The following is a 19,534-nucleotide window of genomic DNA, read 5'->3' as shown; positions in this document are numbered from 1 at the left end:
CCAACTTTTCCTAAGCCTTTTTTCTTTCCAATTCTAATTTTGAAATAGGTTGGTACACAAAAGGTACCTCTTCAATTTCAACATCACTTTTATCCAATCCAAATGCTCTAATATCTGACATTGACCAGTTTTTTAGCATATAATAGGAATTCAACAGCATCGCATCTTTCACCGCAAATTCATTTTCGACAGAAAGAAATTTTTCTATAATAATGAATTTAAAATCAGGTTCGGCATTGTATTTTGTAGAACCATCTGGACGAATATGTAAATTCAATTCTTTATTTTTAACCAAATTTTGAACAATTTTTTTGAAATATAACTCTACTTTGGGTTGAATTCTGAAACCAATGTTTAACACAATTTTGATTACTTTATCGTCCAATAATTCGATTACTTCATAATTTAAAGTAAAGGGTTCACTAGTTCTATTGATATGAAAAAACCAATAAACATCCGCTCTTTTTGGCTTTTTTGAAAAAATTGATTTTAATATTTTTTCTTCCACTTCATAATTTCTGTCAGCTTTGGACAAATAAATCAAGTGGGTGGAATACTTTGGAATACTAAGATCATTACTCAATTCCTGAAGTTGTTGTGTATGCTCCGCTAAATTGGTGAATTTTAGAAATTTATTATTGATTTTTCTAGCAAAAAACCAAGTATACATGGTCATGAAAATGAATAGTTCAAAGAACAAAAACATCCAACGTTCTTTGATTTTTATAATATTGGCAACAAAAAATGCAATTTCGATAATCCCAAAAACCGTTATAATTATGGTTATCAAAATCCTGTTCATTTTCTTTATATAAATCAGATAATAATTTAAAAGAACGGTTGTCATAAGCATGGCAATGGTAATGGAAAAACCATAAGCTGCCTCCATATTTGAGGAATTTTTAAAATATAAAATCATCAAAATACAACCAATCCAAAGAATCGTGTTTACTGACGGAATATAGATTTGTCCTTTCAAATTCGTCGGATTTCGCATAGAAACTCGAGGCCAAAAATTAAGAGACATCGCTTCATTTATTAGCGTATAAGATCCGCTTATTAAAGCCTGAGAAGCAATGATTGCGGCAAAAGTAGCGATGATAACACCCGAAAAAAGAAACCATTGCGGCATAATGGTATAAAAAGGATTTCTTCCCTCAAGCAATGGTTTTCCTTGATTCATAAGCCAAGCAGCTTGACCCAAATAATTGACAATCAATGCAATTTTTACAAAAATCCAAGTGAATCTAATGTTCTTTTTTCCACAATGTCCAAGATCCGAATACAAGGCTTCCGCTCCAGTGGTACAAAGAAAAACGGCGCCCAATAGCCAAAATCCATGGGGATATTCAACTAACAATTCATAAGCATAAATTGGATTTAATGCGGTCAAAATAGCAGGATGTCCTAATATTTGCACAAATCCCAATACTAAAAGCATGGTGAACCAAACTACCATGGCGGGTCCAAAAAAGAAACCTACCTTTTGGGTTCCAAATCGTTGAAAAAAGAACAATCCTGACAAAATCACAATCACAATAGGAAGTGTTGGAATACCAGGAACGACATCCCCTAATCCTTCAACTGCCGAAGCCACTGAAATGGGAGGCGTAATAATCCCGTCTGCCAAAAGTGTTGTAGCTCCCAAAATAGTTGGAATCACTAGCTTTCCTTTTCCAAAACGTTTAACCAAAGCATAAAGCGAAAAAACGCCGCCTTCACCATGATTATCTGCCGAAAGCGTCAATAAAATATACTTGAAGGTGGTTTGAAAAGTAAGCGTCCAAAATATGCACGAAATTCCTCCATAAACCAATAATTTTGATATTTCCCTATGCCCAATAATGGCTTTCATAACATATAACGGACTGGTTCCTATATCTCCGTAAATAATTCCAAGCGCCACCAAAAGTGAGGCTGCTGTTACTTTTTGAACCGTTGATTTATTCATTTTATTTTAATTTTTATTCATTATAATTCATTATTTTTTGGATATAGAAAGTCCTATATGAGGTGAATACAACACTCCATATTACATTCTTTTAAATTCAGTGATTAGCTTTCCATTGCAGAATCTAACATTTATAATTTATAAAAAACTAAACCAAAAAGCTTTATGATAGGCTCTGCTAATTCTTTTTATTAGTATAATAAAAGGCTAATCACTAATTACTAAGCACTAAAAACTAAATTAATTCTAACTGGTGTTAAATCGGTATCCTACACCAGATTCAGTGATGATGAACTTAGGGCGGTTGGGGTCTTCTTCAATTTTTTTTCGAAGCTGTGCGACAAAAACACGCAGGTATTGTGTCTGGTCTGCATAGCTGTTTCCCCAAACCTGTTTCAGTAAATATTGATGTGTTAATACTCGTCCCTCATTTTTTACAAAAATAGAAAGCAAGTTGTATTCAGTTGTTGTAAGTTTCAAAATTTCATTATTCAGCCTCACAATTCTGGAAGCCAAATCAATTGAAACAGCACCAAACTCAATTATCGGTTCTTTTTCATTGGAAACTATATTTCGCAAAGCAGTTCGAATTCTAGCTAGTAATTCCTGTGTGCGAAACGGTTTGGTCAAATAATCATTTGCTCCGTTATCAAGTGCTTTAACAATCTCTTCTTCGGCGCTTTTTACCGTTAAAATTATAATTGGATTATTATACCATTCCCGCAATCGTTTCAAAACAACTTGTCCGTCTTCATCTGGCAAACCCAAATCAAGAATAACCAAATCAGGCTGATGATTAGCCACCATAGACAGACCTTCTTTTGCATTTACGGCAAAAATTGTTCTGTAATCATTTGACTCCAATGTAATTTCAAGCAGTTTCCTAATTTGAATTTCATCATCAATAACCAAAATTTGAGCACTATTATTCATTTGAAATTTCTTTAGTATTCATTGTTAAGGTGTGAAAGCTAAGCGTAAAAATTGAACCTCCTTCTTCCCTGTTTTCAAGTGTCACTTTTCCGTGTTGTGCCTCAACAAATCCTTTTACAATTGATAAACCCAATCCTGTTCCGCCTGTTTTTGAATTTTGCAGACGATAAAATTTATCAAACACTTTACCAATTTCATTATCAGGAAAACCGATGCCGTCATCGGCAATCGTAATCACGCAGGGAGCTAATTTATCGGGATTATATTCAAAATCGACATCAGCATTATAAGAAACCCTGATTTCTATTTTAGCTCCTTTGGGTGTGTATTGCGAAGCATTAAAAACCAAATTAAAAATAATCTGCTGCATCAGCCCGTAGTCCAATTTAAAAAGAGGCAAGTTTTCGTCTGTTTTCACGACTACTTTATGAAACTGCAGATCGTCCTTTAAATGATCCAAAACATTATAAACCAATTCTTCTAAATCACACCAATCCATTTTTGGTTCAATAACACCCGATTCCAATCGGGACATATTCAATAAATTTTCCACTTGATGATTCAGTCTCAAAGATGCTTTTTCAATTTCTGAATATAAATTTTCTTTATTTTCTTCGGAAATATGCACCGATTTGCTTTGAATTGTATCGATAGCCCCCATAATAGTCGAAATTGGTGTTCTTAATTCATGAGATAAAGAATCCAATAAAGCATTGTACAGTTTCATGGTATTGATCCTGACTTCTTTTACCTGCAGTATCTTTTCTGCTCTTCTTATTTTGTGGGTCAGAACAGCATTTACAAGAGCAATTATGAAAAATAAAAACAACAGTAATGAATCTTCGGCATTGCTGATGTGCAAAGTATAGTATGGCTGAATAAAGAAAAAATTCAAAATCAGTGCACTTAAAATAGCACTGAGCAGTAATGGTAAAATTGCCAAAAACATAGACAGCACCGAAACAACCACCAACAAAATATAACCAACAATTTTATAGTCTAAATAGTCTCTGATAAACAAACACAATGATGCGACTGTCCCAACCGATAAAACGCTTATTAAATATTGATTTTTAATCTTTATTTGATTCAAAATACTATTCATAATCCCCGTATTTATTTGATAAGACAAAGTTAAATCATATCCCATAAGTATTTTATAATATAACAAGGCTGGATATAAAGATTTTATAAAGATTTGATTTACCCGGATGAAAACAAAATAAGGGTTAAAGTTTAACCGATTCAATATTTTTACAAGAATTCTTCAAAATAGGATGTTTAAATCGTAATACCGTAATTTACGCAGTCCCTTTTGTGACATTCTTCTTAAAAATTCAATTTAGAAAATTTCTATTTAGTACTTTTACGCTCTCAAAACAAAATCAATACCGAGCATTTCGGAAATAAAATAATTATTTAGATGTCTGCAATAAAAAAAGATTACAAAAGAATTACCACTAAGTCATTAATCGAGATGAAATCCAATGGTGAAAAAATCTCTATGTTAACGGCTTATGATTATACAATGGCTAAGATTGTGGATACTGCCGGAATAGATGTAATTCTGGTTGGAGATTCTGCTTCAAATGTTATGGCTGGTCATGAAACCACTTTACCCATCACTTTGGACCAGATGATTTATCATGCTTCATCAGTAGTTAGAGCTGTAGAAAGAGCTTTGGTTGTTGTTGATTTGCCTTTTGGAAGCTACCAATCTGATTCGAAAGAAGCATTGCGTTCTTCCATCAGAATCATGAAAGAAAGCGGCGGTCACGCTGTAAAATTAGAAGGTGGAAAAGAAATAAAAGATTCTATCAAAAAAATCTTGAATGCCGGAATTCCTGTTATGGGACATTTGGGATTAACTCCGCAGTCTATTTATAAATTCGGCACTTATACCGTTCGTGCCAAAGAAGAAGAAGAAGCTGAAAAATTGATGGAAGATGCCAAATTACTCGAAAAATTAGGCTGTTTTGCTTTGGTACTTGAAAAAATTCCAGCTCATTTGGCTGAAAAAGTGGCAAAAAGCATTTCGATTCCAGTAATTGGAATAGGTGCTGGTGGCGGTGTAGATGGTCAAGTATTGGTAATCCATGATATGTTGGGAATGAACAACGAATTTAGCCCCCGTTTCTTAAGACGTTACATGAATTTATACGAAGGAATGACCTCAGCGATCAGTCAATATGTTGAAGATGTGAAATCCAAAGATTTTCCAAACGAAAAGGAACAATATTAAATTAGACCACTTAGATTTTTAGACTTCTTAGATTGTTAGAATTCTTAGAATTTTAAACTTCTTTGATTTTTAGAGAATTTTTCTTTCAGTCTTTTTATATTTTATTTTAAATTGTATTTAGTTTTGTATATCGAAACAAATTTTTGATAAAACTAACTATACAACCTTTCAAATAAATAAAAATGCATCGATTTAAAGAATTAGAAATCTGGAAAAAAAGCAGAACCTTTTGTGTTAAAATATATTCAGTTACATCCACTTTTCCAAGTGAAGAAAGATTTGGACTCACAAATCAATTAAGAAGAGCGGCTGTGTCGATTCCTTCTAATATAGCAGAAGGTTCCTCCAGGCAATCAAACAAAGATTTTGCAAGATTTTTAGAAATCGCTATTGGTTCAGCTTATGAAATTGAAACACAACTATTAATCGCATCTGATTTAGGATTTATCAACCTAGACAAAACCGATGAATTAATAAATATACTTGATGAAATTGTAAAAATGACATCAAAATTCAGATCAAACTTAATACAAAACCAATAAAAACTTATATTTTTTTAGACGTCTCACTGTTCTAAAAAATCTAAAAAGTCAAAAAATCTAAGATGTCCAATAAAATAATATCAACAAAATCCAATCTCCAAATCCTGCACGAAGACAACCACCTTATCGTGATAAACAAGCGTGTGGGTGATATTGTGCAGGGTGACAAGACAGGTGACAAACCGTTAAGCGATGTTGTAAAAGAATATATCAAAGATAAATACAATAAGCCTGGCGAAGTTTTCTTAGGAGTGGTTCATCGACTGGACAGACCTACTACTGGAATTGTAGTTTTTGCCCGTACCAGCAAAGCTTTAACCCGTATGAATGAGCTGTTCAGCAACAGAGAAACCAAAAAAACATATTGGGCAGTAGTCAAAAATAAACCGCCCAAAAACCAAGATACACTCGTTCATTATATTAAAAGAAACGAAAAAAACAACACTTCAAAAGCCTATCTTAAAGAAGTTCCTGACAGTAAAATGGCGAGTTTAGAATATAAAATCATCAAAGAGCTCGATAATTATTACGGACTTGAAATTCAACTGCACACCGGAAGACACCACCAAATTAGAGCACAATTATCAGCAGTCGGTTCGCCAATAAAAGGAGATTTGAAATATGGTTTTGACCGAAGCAATCCTGATGGAGGCATTCATTTACATGCCAGGAAGCTGGTTTTTGTCCATCCCGTTTCTAAAGAAGATATCACTATAATTGCTCCTACTCCAGAAGAAATTATTTGGAAAGCTATTTAAATTTCAGTCTGAAAAGGATTATATTTTGAAATTTAAATTTAACTTGCACTTACATAATGATTTAAATCTTTTTTGCTATGAGTTACAAACTGAATATTAGTGCCAGAAAAGAAGCTTTAATAAAATTAATGGATGAAATTGTCAAGCATGAAAATGAGATCATCCAGGCATTATATGAGGATTTCAAAAAACCAGTCTTTGAATCGATTGCAACCGAAACCAGCTACATCATTTCGGAATTAAAAAGTACCATAAAGAATATTGAAAAATGGGCCAAAATTAAAAATGTAACCCCTTCTATATTTAATTTTCCTTCAACAGATTATATCGTTAAAGAACCTTACGGAAAAGTTTTGATTATAGCACCTTGGAATTATCCATTTCAATTAGCTATAAGTCCATTGATAGCTGCTGTAGCCGCTGGCAATCAGGTTACGCTAAAACCTTCAGAGCTAACTCCAAAAACATCGGCTATAATTTTTAGAATTATAGAAAAAGTTTTCCAGCATCAGCATGCCAAAGTAATTGAGGGCGGTGTTGAAGCTACTCAAAAATTATTAGCACAGCGATGGGATTACATTTTCTTTACAGGAAGTGTAGCTGTAGGCAAAATTATTGCCAAAGCAGCTGCAAAACATCTCACACCCATAACTCTTGAATTAGGCGGAAAAAATCCTTGTATTATTGATGAAACAGCCAATTTAAAACTCGCTGCCAAGAGAATAGTCTGGGGGAAATTTTTGAATGCCGGCCAAACCTGTATTGCTCCAGATTATATTTTAATTCAAGAAAAAATGAAAAGCCATTTTATAGATTTCATGAAAAATGAAATCACAAATGCTTATGGAGAAAACCCGAAAGATTCTCCTGATTTTGCCCGAATCATAAACGAGAAAAACTGGCATCGATTAGTGAGCATGATTGAACCTGAAAAGATAATTACGGGAGGCAAAACTGATGTTGAAGACTGCTATATTTCACCCACATTAATAGAGGAAAATAATCTTGACAGTTTACTCATGCGGGAGGAAATTTTTGGTCCTTTACTCCCAATAATCACTTATAAAGATGAAAAAGAAATCGATAAAATAATTTCAAAATATGAAAAACCGCTTGCCTTGTATGTCTTTACTGATGATACAAAATTTGCGCGAAAAACAATTTTAAAGCATTCATTTGGCGGAGGATGTATAAACGATACGGTAATTCATTTTGCAAATAAAAAGCTTCCTTTTGGCGGTGTAGGCCACAGCGGTATTGGTGCATATCATGGTCAATTGAGTTTTGATACTTTCTCTCATCACAAAGGAATTGTAAAAAAAGCAAATTGGCTGGATTTAAATTTAAGATACGCTCCTTATACAAATAATAAAATTAGTACTCTAAAAAAATTATTAAACTGGTTATAACAAACAAAAATTAACTAAACTTAAAAAATAGCACCGAAAAAATTTCTTCGTTTATTAAAAATAAAAAAACAGTAAATTTACACACTGATGCAGACCTTTATAATAACTGATACGAGATTGAGGATGTCGCATAATTCTTACCAAATATCATTTGAAAAGTCTGTTTTTTTTTAATAATAAATCTAACAAATAACTAACTAACCTAACAATATAAATGAATCAAACTCTAAAAAGATTACAGGAAATTGAAAAAAACGGATACCAAATAGATTTTGGAAATGTATTCAATCATGCCTTTGAGAATTATAAAAAAATTGCTTTATATGCGGGATCAGTAATAGTCATCTTCAGCATATTGTTTGTGGTTTTTGGTGCTTTTTCTCTAGTATCATTTATTGGTGTAACTGAAATGACAAAAGAACTTTCTTCGGGACAGCTTAAAATAGAAAACCTTCTTCAGACTAATCTATTAGCCATGGGAATCATTTCCATAATTATTTCTTGTTTGCTTAGCCCGTTTCAAGCGGCTTTCTTAAAAATGGCAGACCATGGAGACAGAGACGAGAATTTCCCAGTTTCTTCACTATTTTCATTCTATAAATTGCCTTATTTAAAAGAAATTATAATTTCTACTTTGATCATTACAGTAATCATCTTTGCTCAAGCTACTTTATTGAGATATGTAAAACTTGAATTTCTAGGCATCATAATTAACTATTTCATATCATTTACAACACTTCTTACCATTCCTCTGATTATATTTGGCGATTTACAAGCGATTGATGCTATAAAATTCAGTATTCAAATTGTTCTCAAACAGCCAGTTGTTTTATTAGGATTAATAATTGTAGCAATTATTGGCTCATTAATAGGTCTAATGGCATGCTGTGTCGGTCTATTTTTTACAATACCATTTATTTATTCCATGAATTATGCTATTTACAGTGCTATTGTAGGAATAGATAATACCGCAGAAAATTAATAATATTTTAACTATAAATATTAAATTGCAGACGATTAAATCTTAAATTAAATAGTTACCCCCAACGACTATGCTATTATGTTGTGAAAATTTACTGTTTTTCAACTTCAACTTTTCTTTATCAAGTTCAGTTTGCACTCCTGTGGCATTAAGCCTGGCGCAAAATTTATTGATAGATATTACGAATCGAAACAGCATTTTGATAGCATTGTTTTTTATCATATTACTGGCTATTATATATTCCAATCACAAAATAAATTCTATATTAAAAAATATAGATAATCTTACATCAAAAGAATTAGACAAAAGAGAATATCTACTTTATTTATTATTTCTCGGATTAGCTCTTCCTTTTATAGAAATATTATTTGAATTATTTAAGGTTAGACCCAAAAGCTTATTAAATTATTACTTTTCCGTTGGAATCATTTTTTTATTATTTTTTATATTGAGTGAAAAATCAAAATATTTATTCAATAGAATTCAAACAATATTTACAGGCTTATTTTATATTCATTTTATATTAACTGCCTACAATATAGTTTTCTTACCAAAGGATAACATACCAACTTACACATTCATTTTAGCATTTTTCTTTTCGTACATTATTATAAAACCCATAAAAAAGTATTGGATTTTCTGCGGATGCGTTTTTGCTTATTTAATTATATTACTTGCTTTCAGCATAGTTCCTGTTGCCAAGGCTATTATACTTATCAACTATTCTATAATGATATTTATAATAAATCATATAAAACACATCGCTATATATAAAATTCAGGAAAAAGTCAATTTTACAAATGAAATTGTAAATAGAGGAAATTCACTTACCATTGCCACAAACAAAATGGGAGAAATAACCTTTTGCAGTGATACTATAACATCCATTTTAGGATATACTCCTGAGGAAGTAATGGGATATGGCTTTTGGACACTTACCGAAGATCCGGAATTTATTGGAATCGATTACTATAAAAACCTCGTAGACAATCGCTTATATATTAGAAAATTAAAATGTAAAAACGGAGAATATAAATTCATTCAATGGATTGATAAAAAATTCAATGAAAACTGTATCATTGGAATAGGACAAGACATAACCAATGAAATAAAAATAAGAAAACAATACGAAACCTTGATTCAAACTGCAGTTGATATAATTTTTGAAGCAGATTCAAAAGGTAACTTTATTTTTATCAATGATTATGGAATAAAAGCATTGGGATACTCCAAAGAAGAACTCTTTTCCAAAGACTTCTCTTCGATAATCAGAAAAGATTACATTACCAATACCATGAGTTTTTACCAAAACATTCTTGATATTGAAGAAAATTTCACCACACTTGAATTTCCTATTATCAAAAAAGACGGAGATGAAATATGGATATCTCAAAACGTTTTTGTCAGAAGAAACAGTTTTGGAGAAATAGATGGATACTCAGGAATTGCACGTGACATTACGCACTTAAAAAACATTGAAGACGAAAAAGCAAAACGGCAGTTTAAAATCGAAAAATACAGCAAAACCCTAAAAGATTTAGCAGTATTAAACCATTCGAATAGTAATGATTTTAAACAAACTATTATTAATATTCTTCAAATCACCTCTGCAGCATTGGGTGTAAACCGAGCTGGTTATTGGATTTATGACACCGATAAAATTATTTGCTGTAAGCTCTATGAAGCACAAACAGATGTGCTGGAAAACAAAATTGAGTTTTACAAACATGAAAATCCAGCTTATTTCGAAAAAATTGAAAATAAACTTCAAGTTGTTCAATCAGACATTAGATCTTATTCTACCAACAATAAAATAAAAAGCGATTATGTTTATACCAATAACATATTTTCGACACTTGATACTCCTGTCTTTTTTGACGGTGAATTAAAAGGCATTCTTTCTTTCGAATCAACACATCAAGTTAAAAACTGGGACAATGAGGATATTAATTTTGCTAAATCAATCTCCGATTTAATTATAATCGCTTTGGCCTCTCAGATGCGGTTAGAAATCGAAAGGAAACTGGCTTATAAAAGTGAATTGCTTTTAGTTATAAATAAAAATACTAATCAGTTTTTATTAGAAAAAAGCACCGAAAAGCTTATAACGGGAATCATTAATGAGCTAGGCAAAGTAACAAAATCTGAACGCATTTCATTCTTTAAAAGGGATAGAAAAACCAATTTTTTTGACCAAAAATGTATGTGGACAAATGAGTTACAAGGTTTTGATACTGTTCATCCTATTCTTCAAAATCTTGAATTTACTGAATTTGACAGTAATCTAAAAGATTTATCTCCAGCAGAATTCTTTGAAAGCATTAAAAATAATCTTAAAAATGAAAAGGTAAAATCTGCCTTGAGTCATTTAAATGCCAGTTCAATGCTGTTTTTTCCTGTTTTTATAAAAAATGAATTTGACGGTTTTTTTGCATTTGATAACTCAGCCAGCGAACGGATTTGGAGTCCGGATGAAATTTCGATTTTGCAATTATTAGTTAAAAATATCTCCTCTTCTATTGAGCGAAACATCAATGAATCTATGATTGAAGAAAGCGAAGAGCGATTTCGTTTATTAGCTAATAATATCCCTGGTACCGTATATTTATCGAATTATGATGAAAATTACACAAAAATTTTTCTCAATGATGAAATTGAAAAACTGACTGGATATCCTAAATCTGATTTTTTAGAGAATAAAATATTTTTCATAGACCTAATTTTTCATGAAGATATAGAAGGTGTTTTATTAAAAAACAAAATTGCTCTGGAAGAAAAAAAAGCATTACATATTGTATACCGAATTACTCATAAAAATGGCTCAATAGTATGGGTTGAAGAATTTGGTGATTCGATTTTAAAGAATGGTGAAATTGCTTTCATGGAAGGAATATTTATTGATATTACCGAAAAGAAAAAAAATGAATCCATTGTCAAAGAAAAAGAATTAGCAGAAGCTGCAAATAAAGCCAAATCAGAATTTCTTGCCAATATGAGCCATGAGATACGAACCCCTTTAAACGGAATCATAGGCTACACCGATCTGCTGATGAATTCCAAGCTCGAAACCACTCAAAAACAATACATGAAAACCATTAACCAATCGGCTAATATTTTATTGGAAGTGGTTAATGACATACTCGATTTTTCCAAAATTGAGTCGGGTAAACTTGAGCTTAATATTGAGAAATACTGTATTGAAGATATTATCCTTCAAATAAAAGAATTGGTCAATTATCAAGCCCTCTCCAAAAATTTACAAATAAATTATATAATTGATGAAGATGTTCCAAAATACGTTTGGGTTGATTATATCCGACTAAAACAAGTACTTATCAATCTATTAACTAATGCAATTAAGTTTACCCATGTTGGAGGAATAGATCTTACGATATCAGTATTAGATGTTCATAAAAATTCAACTTCTTTGAGATTTTCAGTAAAAGATACAGGAATTGGTATTCGAAAAAGCAATCAAAAAATTATTTTTCAGGCCTTTTCCCAAGAAGACAGCTCGACTACCAAAAAATTTGGCGGAACAGGATTAGGATTAACAATTTCAAATCAATTGTTAAGTCTGATGAACAGTAAGCTGCAGATAAAAAGTCAGTATAATATAGGAAGTACCTTTTTCTTTGACATAAAATTAAAAAGCAGTAATAAATTAAAACAAAACAAAGTAATAAATTCTTTGAAAGTAATTTCAGAAAACCGCATACTTCAATTTGAAAATGAAGAACCAAAAATCCTAATTGTAGAAGATAATAAAATCAATATGCTTTTGACTAAAACTTTAGTCAAGCAAATTGTTCCAAAATGCATCATTTATGAATCCAGCGACGGAGAAAAAGCACTTGATAAAGTGTTAGAAATCAATCCAGACATCATTTTTATGGACATTCAGATGCCATTAATTAACGGATATGAAGCCACAAAAGCAATCCGAAAAATAGAAAAATTACAAAACACCATCATTATTGCCCTTACAGCAGGAACTATAATGGGAGAAAAAGAAAAGTGCATAGAAGCAGGCATGAATGATTATGTTTCAAAACCTATCATAAAGAAAACTCTTGAAGATATTTTAGAAAAATGGCTAAAACCAAAAAATATCTCTTTATAAACTTATCTTTATTTAAAATACCATATTTAAAGACTAACCAATAAATTGTACAGCCTATGAAATGGATTGGAAGAAGACAAAGCGATAATGTAGAAGACCGAAGAGGAATGTCTTCTGGAGGCAAAACTATTGTAGGCGGAGGAATAATTGGTATTATTATTTTGCTTTTAAATACTTTTGGAGGTGAAAATGCTCAGATGATAACCCCAATATTAGAACAATTCAACCAACAGCAGACTACACAAACTGAATCAAGACCTTTAACCGAAGCCGAAAAAACGGAAGGTGAATTTGTCAAAACACTTATGGCTGACAATGAAGATGTTTGGACAAAAATATTTGAAGAAAACGGTCTGACTTTTGAAGCTCCAAAACTTATTCTGTTTAGCGGTCAAGTAGAAACAGCCTGTGGAGGAGCCAGTTCAGCTTCTGGACCTTTTTATTGCCCTAGCGACAAAACCATTTATATGGATATGACCTTTTTTGATGAACTGAGAACCAAATTTGGAGCTGAAGGCGGAGATTTTGCAGTTGCTTATGTAATGGCACACGAATTTGGACATCATATTCAAACCCTGTTGGGAACTTCTGGAAAAATACGGCTATTACAAGAAAACCGAAATGAAACCGAAGGCAATAAATTATCTGTAGCTTTAGAACTGCAAGCCGATTTTTATGCAGGTCTTTGGACGCATTACAACGAAAAACAAAACAAAATACTGGAAGCAGGCGATATTGAAGAAGCGCTGAGCGCTGCAAATGCTGTAGGCGATGATGCGATTCAGAAAAAAATGCAGGGACAGGTTGTACCCGATTCCTTTACTCATGGCACCTCTCAACAAAGAATGTATTGGTTCAATCGTGGCTTTGAAAGCGGAGATTTCAAAAAAGGAGATACTTTTTCGGAGTCTAATTAAATTGAAGCATATCAATCGTAATTCTATAATTATTAACCTCTAATTTATGTGTTTTTTGAGGATTAAACAACATTCCATTTATCTTTGAGTAAACAAAAGTAAAGCAATCAAAGGCACATCGGAAAAATTAGCAGTACCTTTGCGCCAAATTAAAGGAGTAAACTAAATATATAGTGTTTACTTCATAAACACTTTTTATGTCATTCAACTCATTAGGCTTATCTGATGCTTTATTAAAAGCCATCAGCAAAAAAGGATATACAACTCCTTCCCCAATACAGCAAAAAGCAATTCCGCCAATTTTAGAAGGTAAAGATGTATTAGCATCGGCACAGACAGGAACAGGAAAAACAGCAGGTTTTACACTTCCAATATTACAATTATTATCACAGGGACAGCACTTAAGACAAAGACCCGTTCGTGCCTTAATATTAACTCCAACACGAGAATTAGCTGCACAAATATTGGTCAATATAAAAGAATACAGTGAATTTTTAGATTTACGCAGCACAGTTATTTTTGGCGGCGTAAACCAAAATCCGCAGGTTAGTCAATTACGCCAAGGGGTTGATATTCTTGTTGCAACTCCCGGTAGATTAATTGATCTGCAGAATCAAGGCTTAATTTCGCTTTCAAAAGTAGAAATACTGGTTTTGGACGAAGCAGACCGTATGCTTGACATGGGCTTTTTACGAGACATTGAGCGCGTTATGAAAGTATTGCCTCCAAAAAGACAAAACTTACTATTTTCGGCAACTTTTTCAAAAGACATAAAGAAATTGGCAATGGGCATTCTGCACCATCCGGTTCAGGTTGAAGCTACACCCGAAAACACAACAGTTGATGCTATTGCTCAAAAAATATATCCTGTTGCCAAAGAGAAAAAAACAGAATTAATAATTAAACTTATCACTGAAGGCAACTGGAAACAGATTTTGGTATTCACACGTACCAAACAGGGTGCTAACAAACTGACAGAAAGCATGATTAGTTCCGGCATTAAAGCAGCAGCTATTCATGGCAATAAAGGGCAGGGCGCACGAACGAAAGCCCTAGCCGGTTTTAAAAACGGAAGCCTAACCGCTTTGGTTGCTACAGATATTGCCGCTCGAGGTTTGGATATCCCGTTGTTACCGCATGTTATTAATTTTGAATTGCCAAATATTCCCGAAGATTATGTTCACCGAATTGGCCGTACAGGAAGAGCTGGAGCAAGCGGAGAAGCGATTTCGCTGGTTAGTCCAGACGAAACGACTTTTTTACGCGATATAGAAAAATTGGTTGGCCTGAAATTACCTAAAGAAAACATCAAAGGTTTTGAACCAGATCCTAACGCATCAACTGAACCTATCAAACAAGGTCAAGGCAGACAACAGCGCAACTCAACTCCTAAAAAACCAACCACTACAACTTCTAGCAGAAGCGGGAATAATAGTTTTGGTCCAAGACGTCCAAGTCAAAATAATGACAGGCGTTCTAATCGATAATTTTTATCTAAGAAGTTTGAGTTTTATTATTTTTTAGGAGCAGCCAATTTTCGTTTCTTTTGAAGATAAGTCCCGCTTTACACTACAATCTTATGGGGGCAAAATACCAGCCCCCACAAGGATTTTCGTTGCAATCGGGGCTAAAACAGACTATTTTTTACTTCTTTCAAATTTTCCAAAAAAAATTACACTGTGAATTTTTGTAGTTTCCAACACTTCTTTCAAAGTCATTGGAGGCAAAATATTTTGCAATCGCTTAGCAATCATACTTTTTCCTGATCTTGGAGGTTCTATCAAAATAAAATATAGTAAAGAAATACCTTATATTAATGGTCAGTAACATATATTTTATAAAGGTATTGAAATATGATTACTCAATATATCGTAAATCGTTTTGAGTCCAATTTGGTCTACTATTCATTATAAAAATTTGTTCTTCTTTATTTGGATTTTGTGTCATTCCCAAATCTTTTTCAGCATCAATTATTTCCTTTAGAATACTATTAATTTTAAATGTGGTTTTCCTTCCACTTATAATTATACTTGAACCAAATTGTTTTGGAAATAGCAGAACCTTTTTATCTATTAAACCTTTTATTATACTATCATCATAAGGAAAATCTAATGTGTTTTTATTGTATAAATAAAATTCTCTTAATACAGCCCTTTCATACTTATCAAGATTAGTTAACACTCTTTTATTTTCTTTATTAATTTTTCGGTTTTGAAAAAAATTATTAATTAAGTTATATAAACCCGTAATACAATTGATTGCAAAAATACCTGTGCAAATTAAATAAATAACATAACCATATATTTTGATATTACTTTTTTCATCCAAATGAATATGAACAAGATTAGCTGGTGCATAAAATATAAATGTACCTACTAGAAATATTACAAAAAAGATTTTGGTTGGTATTTTTTTAATATCAAATATTCCTTTAAAAATTTCTTCTAAACCCATATTGTTTTATTTTGTTTATTTCTCAAATAAAAATATAAATATAGCAACAATAATTAAATAATATGATTTTCAATTTTGATATCTCGGGGAAAAAATTAAATATCGATTCTTTAATAACTTTAATCTCTTTCGGTTTTATCCTTTTTTATTACAAGACAAATTGCCAAGCATATTTTAAATCTCCAGCAATTTCTAGTGCTAGATTATTTGAAATATTATCAATACTTGCTTTTGTTACAGTTTCAGATTGTTCAGAATTACTACCCTCATTAAAATAATGATAAATTATTGATGGAGTTCCAGACTTATTATAAAAAGTAATACTCATTCTTACAGGTTTTACAGAAGCAATTTCGGTCAAATTAAAAACATAACTATAAATTGATTTACCCGATAGAGCGGATTTGCAACCCGTGTCCATCCCAATTTAAATAGCAATAGACTTTACCCCAACCACCCATCTCGATCCAAACTTCTGTATTGAATAGCTTCGGCAATATGAGCTGAACCAACCACATCTGCCCCTTCTAAATCGGCTATGGTTCTCGATACTTTGAGAATTCTGTCAAAAGCACGGGCAGAAAGATTCAGTCTTTCCATAGCGGTTTTCAACAATTGCAGTGAAGCGTCATCAAGTGCGCAATGCTCCCGAATTTGTTTCGAACTCATTTGTGCATTATAATGAATATGATCGATTTCTTCGAATCTTTTAGTTTGAATTTCACGAGCCGAAGTCACTCGTTTTCTTATTTCTACGCTGCTTTCCCCATTTCTTTTTTCGGTTAATTTATCAAAAGGAACAGGCGTTACTTCAATATGTATATCAATTCTATCCAATAAAGGCCCTGAAATTTTGCTCAAATAACGGGTCATTTCATGAGGTGACGACGTATTGGGAGAATCCGGATCATTGAAAAATCCGCTCGGACTCGGATTCATGCTTGCCACCAGCATAAATGACGAGGGATAGGTTATCGTAAATTTTGCCCTCGAAATAGTTACTTCCCTATCTTCCAATGGCTGCCGCATTACTTCCAGCACTTCGCGCTTAAATTCAGGTAATTCATCCAAAAACAAAACGCCGTTGTGTGCCAGCGAAATTTCGCCTGGCTGCGGATAACTGCCACCGCCCACAAGCGCCACGCTCGAAGCTGTATGATGCGGACTGCGAAACGGGCGCTGATTCATTAATCCCGCATCTTTTACTTTTCCCGCTACACTGTGAATTTTTGTAGTTTCCAAAGCTTCTTTCAAAGTCATTGGAGGCAAAATACTCGGTAATCGTTTGGCAATCATCGTTTTTCCGGAGCCTGGAGGACCTATCAAAATAATATTATGTCCGCCGGCAGCTGCAATTTCCATACAGCGTTTTATGGATTCTTGCCCTCGTACTTCGGCAAAATCAAATTCCGGGAAATCTAAGGTTTTATAAAACTCGGCTCTAGTGTCGATAGTGGTGGGTTCTAATGTTCCTTTGCCTTCAAAAAAATCAATCACTTCCAATACATTCTCCACACCATAAACGTCAAGACCGGCAACAATAGCCGCTTCTTTTACATTCTGTTTTGGCAGAAAAAAACCTTTAAAACCTTCTTCTTTAGCCTTAATGGCAATAGGAAGCCCACCTTTTATAGGCTGTAAACTTCCATCGAGCGAAAGTTCTCCCATTATGATATATTTATCCACCTCATCGGATTTGATTTGTCCCGATGCGGCAAGAATTCCTATGGCAAGTGTCAAATCATAGGCAGAACCTTCCTTCCGTAAATCGGCAGGAGCCATATTGATAGTTATTTTTTTTACCGGAAGACTGTAACCATTATTTTTTAAGGCGGCTGCAATGCGGTAACTGCTCTCTTTGATGGCATTATCCGGCAAACCTACCAAGTGGTAGCCCACCCCTTTATCAATATTCACCTCCACAGTGATGGTTGTTGCATCTACACCAAAAACAGCACTTCCGTAAACTTTGACTAACATATAAAATAGTTTTTCTAAATATAAATACTATTTTACTTCAAACCAAAAACATTTAATTAAATTCTTACTTACCGCCGTTTATATCACAAATGATGCTGTTTTTATACAATTTGAAACGCAAATTATGAATACACTAAGCCAATCTGATTTTTGACCTCCTCCACTATCGCGGAAAGCTCTAAGCTGTTTTGATGGGACCAAAGTTCGCTTTCCATTTTATTGGCTCTAAGACAGGCATGGCATTCCTCGATTTCGTAAGTGTAGCCTTTACCTAATGTTGGTCTATCAAATTTAGTTTTTTGATCGCCTTGAGTCAAGCTGTACGATTCGGTCATAAACCAAAGCGGATCCAGATTGATTCGGCCTTTAGTACCGCTTATTGTTGCTTCCACATTCGAAGTATATAAAAAACTGGCATGAAGTACGGCTTGTGCTTTTTCATATTGCAAAATGATGGAAGTCTGCGTATCGGCACCTGTGGCATGAAAATTGGATTTTGCTAAAATTTCTTGAGGTTTTCCTAATATTAAATAGGCCAAAAACAATGGATAAACGCCAATATCCATCAGTGCTCCGCCTCCCAGTTTAATATCAGTCATTCTGGTATTATCCGGGTTTTCGAATGTAATTGCAAAATCGGCATTGACGTATTTCACTTCACCAATCGAACCATTTTGAATATGCTCCAAAGTTTCTCGTATCGAAGGATTGAAACGAGTCCAAAAGGCTTCCATGAAAAATTTATTGTGCTTTTTGGCGGTATTAATCATCTGCAAAACATCATTATAATGCAGGGCCAGCGGTTTTTCACACAACACATGTTTATTATTCTGCAAAGCTTTAATGGTCAGCTCAGCGTGAGAATCATGCGGTGTTGCGATATAAAGAATGTCGATATTTTCGTCATGAAAGAGTTCATCATACGAACCATAAGCCTTTGGACATTGAAACTGATTAGCAAAATCTTGGGCTTTGCTGATATTTCTGGAAGCTACAGCACAAAGTTCGGCAGATTCAATCAATTGTAATTCACTAGCAAATTGCTGGGCAATATTTCCCAAACCAACAATTCCCCATTTTATTTTTATGTTGTTTTCCATTGGAGTTTTTCTTTTTTAATACGTAAATATAAGTGTTTTGAAGAAAAACCAAACTGTATTTGATATTATAACCATAAAATTAACCGCGAAAGAAATGCAAGGTTCGCAAAGCTTTGAGAACCTTCCGGTAAAAAAAATTATTG

15 protein-coding genes and 1 pseudogene are annotated in these 19,534 nt (G+C 33.1%); 8 read left to right on the top strand and 8 right to left on the bottom strand.

Annotated features, from left to right (window positions below):
- Window positions 1-10: 10 nt before the first annotated feature.
- The 3 genes from CLU83_RS04275 to CLU83_RS04265 all read right to left on the bottom strand — a co-directional run bounded on the left by CLU83_RS04275 (window position 11) and on the right by CLU83_RS04265 (window position 3,989).
- Window positions 11-1,951, bottom strand: coding sequence for a KUP/HAK/KT family potassium transporter (locus CLU83_RS04275; protein ID WP_100430464.1), 1,941 nt, complete (start codon window positions 1,949-1,951; stop codon window positions 11-13).
- A 246-nt stretch (window positions 1,952-2,197) separates the two neighbouring features.
- A complete protein-coding gene (locus CLU83_RS04270; protein ID WP_100430463.1) occupies window positions 2,198-2,884 on the bottom strand; it encodes a response regulator in 687 nt (228 codons plus the stop codon).
- Window positions 2,877-3,989 carry an ATP-binding protein gene (locus CLU83_RS04265; protein ID WP_100433613.1) on the bottom strand — a complete coding sequence of 371 codons (1,113 nt, stop codon included), beginning with the start codon at window positions 3,987-3,989 and terminating at the stop codon, window positions 2,877-2,879. The genes CLU83_RS04270 and CLU83_RS04265 overlap by 8 nt, the downstream gene beginning before the upstream one ends.
- 318 nt (window positions 3,990-4,307) lie before the next feature.
- On the opposite strand from CLU83_RS04265, the gene panB reads away from it, so the two are divergent.
- The 8 genes from panB to CLU83_RS04225 all read left to right on the top strand — a co-directional run bounded on the left by panB (window position 4,308) and on the right by CLU83_RS04225 (window position 15,344).
- Window positions 4,308-5,126, top strand: coding sequence for a 3-methyl-2-oxobutanoate hydroxymethyltransferase (gene panB / locus CLU83_RS04260; RefSeq protein ID WP_100430462.1), 819 nt, complete (start codon window positions 4,308-4,310; stop codon window positions 5,124-5,126).
- Window positions 5,127-5,308: 182 nt separating this feature from the next.
- Entirely contained in the window at window positions 5,309-5,668 is a 360-nt protein-coding gene (locus CLU83_RS04255; RefSeq protein ID WP_100430461.1) for a four helix bundle protein, read from the top strand.
- A 62-nt stretch (window positions 5,669-5,730) separates the two neighbouring features.
- Complete coding sequence (locus CLU83_RS04250) at window positions 5,731-6,426, top strand: RluA family pseudouridine synthase (protein ID WP_100430460.1); 696 nt, start codon at window positions 5,731-5,733, stop codon at window positions 6,424-6,426.
- Window positions 6,427-6,503: 77 nt separating this feature from the next.
- The gene (locus tag CLU83_RS04245; RefSeq protein ID WP_100430459.1) at window positions 6,504-7,835 is read left to right on the top strand and encodes an aldehyde dehydrogenase; all 1,332 of its coding nucleotides are present in this window, start codon (window positions 6,504-6,506) and stop codon (window positions 7,833-7,835) included.
- A gap of 214 nt (window positions 7,836-8,049) precedes the next feature.
- On the top strand, window positions 8,050-8,817 hold the full coding sequence (locus CLU83_RS04240; RefSeq protein WP_100430458.1) for a hypothetical protein: 768 nt from the start codon (window positions 8,050-8,052) through the stop codon (window positions 8,815-8,817).
- Between the two features lie 730 nt (window positions 8,818-9,547).
- Window positions 9,548-12,940 (top strand): PAS domain S-box protein, encoded by a 3,393-nt coding sequence (locus CLU83_RS04235; RefSeq protein WP_198512244.1) that lies wholly within the window; start codon window positions 9,548-9,550, stop codon window positions 12,938-12,940.
- 56 nt (window positions 12,941-12,996) lie between these two features.
- Window positions 12,997-13,857, top strand: a complete 861-nt coding sequence (locus CLU83_RS04230) for a neutral zinc metallopeptidase (protein WP_100430456.1) — start codon at window positions 12,997-12,999, stop codon at window positions 13,855-13,857.
- Window positions 13,858-14,054: 197 nt separating this feature from the next.
- Complete coding sequence (locus tag CLU83_RS04225) at window positions 14,055-15,344, top strand: DEAD/DEAH box helicase (RefSeq protein WP_100430455.1); 1,290 nt, start codon at window positions 14,055-14,057, stop codon at window positions 15,342-15,344.
- 183 nt (window positions 15,345-15,527) lie between these two features.
- Here the strand turns inward: CLU83_RS04225 and CLU83_RS04220 are convergent.
- From CLU83_RS04220 to CLU83_RS04200, 5 genes and pseudogenes are all read right to left on the bottom strand, one after another.
- A pseudogene (locus CLU83_RS04220) lies at window positions 15,528-15,644 on the bottom strand (ATP-binding protein); the annotation flags it as partial.
- Between the two features lie 70 nt (window positions 15,645-15,714).
- Window positions 15,715-16,311: a super-infection exclusion protein B gene (locus CLU83_RS04215; protein ID WP_100430453.1), complete on the bottom strand. Its 597-nt coding sequence runs from the start codon at window positions 16,309-16,311 to the stop codon at window positions 15,715-15,717.
- Window positions 16,312-16,459: 148 nt separating this feature from the next.
- Complete coding sequence (locus tag CLU83_RS04210) at window positions 16,460-16,732, bottom strand: hypothetical protein (protein ID WP_100430452.1); 273 nt, start codon at window positions 16,730-16,732, stop codon at window positions 16,460-16,462.
- Between the two features lie 23 nt (window positions 16,733-16,755).
- Window positions 16,756-18,291, bottom strand: a complete 1,536-nt coding sequence (locus CLU83_RS04205; protein WP_100430451.1) for a YifB family Mg chelatase-like AAA ATPase — start codon at window positions 18,289-18,291, stop codon at window positions 16,756-16,758.
- 122 nt (window positions 18,292-18,413) lie between these two features.
- Window positions 18,414-19,391, bottom strand: a complete 978-nt coding sequence (locus CLU83_RS04200; protein ID WP_100430450.1) for a Gfo/Idh/MocA family protein — start codon at window positions 19,389-19,391, stop codon at window positions 18,414-18,416.
- Window positions 19,392-19,534: the final 143 nt, after the last annotated feature.

It is taken from the genome of Flavobacterium sp. 1 (genome assembly GCF_002797935.1).
In the GTDB taxonomy this organism is placed as follows: domain Bacteria; phylum Bacteroidota; class Bacteroidia; order Flavobacteriales; family Flavobacteriaceae; genus Flavobacterium.
This window is presented reverse-complemented; position numbering and strand designations above follow the sequence as displayed.

Coding starts and splice junctions, on each gene's coding strand:
- CLU83_RS04275 (WP_100430464.1), bottom strand. CDS start 1,951: ATGAATAAATCAACGGTTCAAAAAGTAACAGCAGCCTCACTTTTGGTG.
- CLU83_RS04270 (WP_100430463.1), bottom strand. CDS start 2,884: ATGAATAATAGTGCTCAAATTTTGGTTATTGATGATGAAATTCAAATT.
- CLU83_RS04265 (WP_100433613.1), bottom strand. CDS start 3,989: ATGAATAGTATTTTGAATCAAATAAAGATTAAAAATCAATATTTAATA.
- panB (WP_100430462.1), top strand. CDS start 4,308: ATGTCTGCAATAAAAAAAGATTACAAAAGAATTACCACTAAGTCATTA.
- CLU83_RS04255 (WP_100430461.1), top strand. CDS start 5,309: ATGCATCGATTTAAAGAATTAGAAATCTGGAAAAAAAGCAGAACCTTT.
- CLU83_RS04250 (WP_100430460.1), top strand. CDS start 5,731: ATGTCCAATAAAATAATATCAACAAAATCCAATCTCCAAATCCTGCAC.
- CLU83_RS04245 (WP_100430459.1), top strand. CDS start 6,504: ATGAGTTACAAACTGAATATTAGTGCCAGAAAAGAAGCTTTAATAAAA.
- CLU83_RS04240 (WP_100430458.1), top strand. CDS start 8,050: ATGAATCAAACTCTAAAAAGATTACAGGAAATTGAAAAAAACGGATAC.
- CLU83_RS04235 (WP_198512244.1), top strand. CDS start 9,548: ATGATATTTATAATAAATCATATAAAACACATCGCTATATATAAAATT.
- CLU83_RS04230 (WP_100430456.1), top strand. CDS start 12,997: ATGAAATGGATTGGAAGAAGACAAAGCGATAATGTAGAAGACCGAAGA.
- CLU83_RS04225 (WP_100430455.1), top strand. CDS start 14,055: ATGTCATTCAACTCATTAGGCTTATCTGATGCTTTATTAAAAGCCATC.
- CLU83_RS04215 (WP_100430453.1), bottom strand. CDS start 16,311: ATGGGTTTAGAAGAAATTTTTAAAGGAATATTTGATATTAAAAAAATA.
- CLU83_RS04210 (WP_100430452.1), bottom strand. CDS start 16,732: ATGGACACGGGTTGCAAATCCGCTCTATCGGGTAAATCAATTTATAGT.
- CLU83_RS04205 (WP_100430451.1), bottom strand. CDS start 18,291: ATGTTAGTCAAAGTTTACGGAAGTGCTGTTTTTGGTGTAGATGCAACA.
- CLU83_RS04200 (WP_100430450.1), bottom strand. CDS start 19,391: ATGGAAAACAACATAAAAATAAAATGGGGAATTGTTGGTTTGGGAAAT.